A 4,000-nucleotide genomic window follows, 5' to 3' on the forward strand; every position below is an offset into this window, starting at 1 on the left:
GCGGTGGCTCGCCGTCGACGAGGCCCCACGCGGCGTGGATGTGGCGTGGTCGTCGGTGGCGTCGCGGTCGGCGTTGGAGCACCGGGCGGTGGTGTCCGGGGCGAGCCGGGACGAGCTGCTGGCGGGTCTCGCGGCAGTGGCGGCCGGCGAGCCGTCGGGGGCCGTCGTGACCGGTTCTGCCGCCGGGCGCGGCCAGTTGGCGCTGTTGTTCTCGGGTCAGGGTGCGCAGCGTGCGGGGATGGGTCGGGAGTTGTCGGCCCTGTTCCCGGTGTTCGCCGCCGCGTTGGACGACGTGTGTGGGCACCTGGATCCGTTGTTGCCGCGTCCGCTGCGGGAGGTGCTGTTCGCTGAGGCGGGTAGTGCTGAGGCGGAGTTGCTGGATCAGACGGTGTTCACGCAGGCCGGGTTGTTCGCGGTCGAGGTGGCGCTGTTCCGCCTGGTGGAGTCGTTCGGGATCGTGCCCGATGTGGTGGCTGGTCATTCGATCGGTGAGGTGACGGCGGCGCATGTGGCCGGGGTGTTGTCCCTGGCGGACGCGTGTCAGTTGGTGGCGGCGCGGGGTCGGTTGATGCAGGCGCTGCCGGCCGGTGGCGGGATGCTCGCCGTGGCCGCCGACGAGGCTGCGGTGGCGGAGTCTCTCGCGGGGCTGACCGGCAGGGTTGGTATCGCGGCGGTTAACGGGCCTGCCGCTGTGGTGGTGTCGGGTGCCGTTGACGCGTTGGATGAGGTGGAGCGGGTTTGGCGGGATCGGGGGGTGCGTACCCGTCGGCTCGCGGTGAGCCATGCGTTCCACAGTCCGTTGATGGAGCCGATGCTCGCCGATTTCCGGGCCGTTCTCGACGGGTTGGAGTTCGCCGCGCCGTTGTTGCCGGTCGTGTCCAACGTGACCGGGGCCCTGGCCGACGCAGGCGAGGTCTGCATGCCGGAGTATTGGGTGCGGCATGTGCGGGAGGCGGTGCGGTTCGCCGATGGGATCGCCGCTGTGCGGGCTGCCGGTGTGGACACGTTCCTGGAGGTCGGGCCGCAGAGCGTCCTGACCGCGATGACCGGCGACGTGCTGCCTGATGACGAGGCCGTGCTGGCGGTGGCTGTGCAGCGCCGGGACCGTCCGGAGGCGCAGGCGTTGCTGCACGCCCTGGCCGAGTTGCACGTGCACGGCGTGCCGGTGACCTGGGCGCAGTGGTTCGCCGAGACCGGCGCGCGGCGGGTGGACCTGCCCACGTACGCCTTCCAGCGGGAGCGGTACTGGCCCGAGCCGGCGAACCGGCCGCGGCAGACGGCGACCGACGGCGGCGACGCCGACTTCTGGAAGGCCGTCGAACGCGGCGACCTGAGCGCCCTCGCCGCCCAGTTCGGCGACGACGGCGCCGCCCTGGACGCCCTCACCCCGGCGCTGCCGGTCCTGTCGACCTGGCACCGGGCGCGCACGCAGCGGGCCGTCCTGGACGCATGGTCGTACCGCGTCGGATGGAAGCGCGCCGACATCACCGCCGGCCCGGGCGGCCCGGGCTTGGCTGCTCGTGACGGCGCAGGACGACCCTGGCGGACGGGCACCCGGGGCGGTAGCTGGTCACCAAGGCCCTCGCCCGAGGTCGGCCCCCGACGTTGGTCCGGCCTCACCGTCGACCCGGGCCGGCACCGACCGGCGCGGGGCCTCGCCCGGCGGGCTGGTCGACGCGCTGGCCGATCCTCACCAGGTTCTCCTAACGGGCGCGCACGCAGCGGGCCGTCCTGGACGCACCGGGCGTACCGCGTCGGATGGAAGCGCGCCGACATCACCGCCGGCCCGGCGCGGCCCGGCGCTTGGCTGCTCGTGACGGCGCAGGACGACCTGGCGGACGGCACCCGGGCGGAGGCGGTCACCAAGGCCCTCGCCGAGGTCGGCGCCGACGTGGTCCGGCTCACCGTCGACCCGGCCGGCACCGACCGGGCGGGCCTCGCCCGGCGGCTGGGCGACGCGCTGGCCGACGGTCCCGTCACCGGCGTGCTCTCCCTGCTCGGCCTCCGCGACCAGCCGCACCCCGCCCACCCGGCCGTGCCGGTCGGGACGGCCGCCACGCTGCTGCTGCTCCAGGCGCTGCACGACACCGGGGCGACGACCCGGCTGTGGTGCCTGACGCAGGGCGCGGTCAGCACCGGCGACGGGGACACCGTGCACGCTGTCATCCAGAGCGGGCTCTGGGGCCTGGGGCTCGTGGCGGGCCTGGAACACCCCCACCTGTGGGGCGGGCTGGTGGATCTGCCCGAGCAGGCCGACGCGACGGCCTGGGACCGGCTGGCGCGGGTGGTGACCGGCGCCGGCGACGAGGACCAGCTTGCCGTACGCCCCTCCGGGGTGTTCGTCCGTCGCCTGGTCCGCTCGGCGCCCGCCGCCCCCGACACGGCGCAGCGGTGGCGGCCGTCCGGCACCGTGCTCGTCACCGGCGGCACGGGCGCGCTGGGCGCGCACGTGGCCCGCTGGGCGGCGGCCAACGGGGCGGAGCACGTCGTGCTGACCAGCCGCCGCGGCGGGGACGCCCCGGGGGCCGTGGAGCTGCGCGAGGAGCTGATCGCCCAGAGCGTACGAGCGTCGGTCGTCGCCTGCGACGTCGCCGAGCGCGACCAGGTGGCGGCGCTGCTGGCCCGCCTCGACGAGGATCCGGCGCCGCTGACGGCCGTGGTGCACGCGGCGGGCGCCGGCGAGTCCGGGCTGATCGCCGACACCGACCTGGCCGCGTTCGCGGGCGTGCTCGACGGCAAGGTGGCCGGCGCGCTGCACCTGGACGCCCTGCTCGGCGACCGGCCGCTGGACGCGTTCGTGCTCTTCTCCTCCATCGCCGGGGTGTGGGGCAGCGGCGGGCAGTCCGCGTACGCCGCCGGCAACGCCTTCCTGGACGCGCTCGCCGAGCAGCGGCGCGGCCGGGGCCTGGCGGCGACGTCCGTGGCCTGGGGACCGTGGGCCGACGGCGGCATGGCCACCGGCGAAGCCCAGCAGATGCTGGCCCGGCGCGGCCTGACCGCCATGGCGCCGGCCGACGCCGTGCACGCCATGCGGTACGCCGCCGGCCTGCCCAGGGCGGCGCTGACCGTGGTGGACGTCGACTGGGCGGTCTTCGCCCCGGCGTACGCCTCGGCCCGCCCCCGGCCGCTGCTCGACGACATCGCCGAGGCCCGGGAGGCGCTGCACGCCCACGCCGTGGAGCAGCAGCCCGGCGGCGCCGCCGACGCCCTGCGGGAGCACCTGCTCACCCTGCCCCGCCCCGAGCGGGTCCGGCACCTGGTCGACCTGGTCCGCACCCACGCCTCGGCCGTGCTCGGCCACGCGGGAACGGACCGGGTCAAGCCGCAGCGGGCGTTCAAGGAGCTCGGATTCGACTCGCTGACGGCGGTCGAGCTGCGCAACCGACTGACCGGCGTCACCGGCCTGTCGCTGCCCGCGACCCTCGTCTTCGACTACCCGAACCCGGCCGTGCTCGCCGAGAACCTGCTCGACGGTCTGCTGCCCGAGGCGGCGCAGGCGGACGACGGCGACCCGGCGGAGGCGGCCGTCCGGCAGACGCTCGCGGCGATCCCGCTGGCCCGCCTCCGTGAGGCCGGGCTGCTGGACCTGCTGCTCAACCTCGCCGACACCGACGGCGACGACGGTGACGAGTCCACCGACGAGGACCTGGACCTCGACGACCTCGACACCGACGCCCTCGTCAGGCTGGCGCTTGACGGAACCGATTCCTGACCGTTGTCCCCAGTACGGAGCTCATGATGTCTACGTCCGCAGACAAGGTCGTCGAGGCGCTTCGCGCGTCGCTCAAGGAGACGGGCCGCCTCCGTCAGCTCAACCAGCAGCTGACCGCCGCCGCCAGGGAGCCGATCGCCATCGTCGCGATGTCCTGCCGCTATCCGGGTGGCGTCGCCAGCCCCGAGCAGCTCTGGGACCTGGTGGCCTCCGGCGGCGACGCGATCGGCGGCTTCCCGACGGACCGGGGCTGGGACCTGGACAACCTGTACGACCCGGACGCCGACC

General features: G+C 75.1%; 2 protein-coding genes. Both read left to right on the top strand.

All coding sequences use genetic code 11. The features are described from left to right. A partial coding sequence (locus tag MCBG_RS34610; protein WP_043331331.1) for an SDR family NAD(P)-dependent oxidoreductase occupies window positions 1–3,712 on the top strand: 3,712 nt, incomplete at its 5' end. 26 nt (window positions 3,713–3,738) lie between these two features. After that, window positions 3,739–4,000 (top strand): beta-ketoacyl synthase N-terminal-like domain-containing protein (locus tag MCBG_RS30980; RefSeq protein WP_223201483.1); only part of this gene is annotated, 262 nt, incomplete at its 3' end.

Source organism: Micromonospora sp. M42 (genome assembly GCF_000568915.1).
In the GTDB taxonomy this organism is placed as follows: domain Bacteria; phylum Actinomycetota; class Actinomycetes; order Mycobacteriales; family Micromonosporaceae; genus Micromonospora; species Micromonospora chalcea.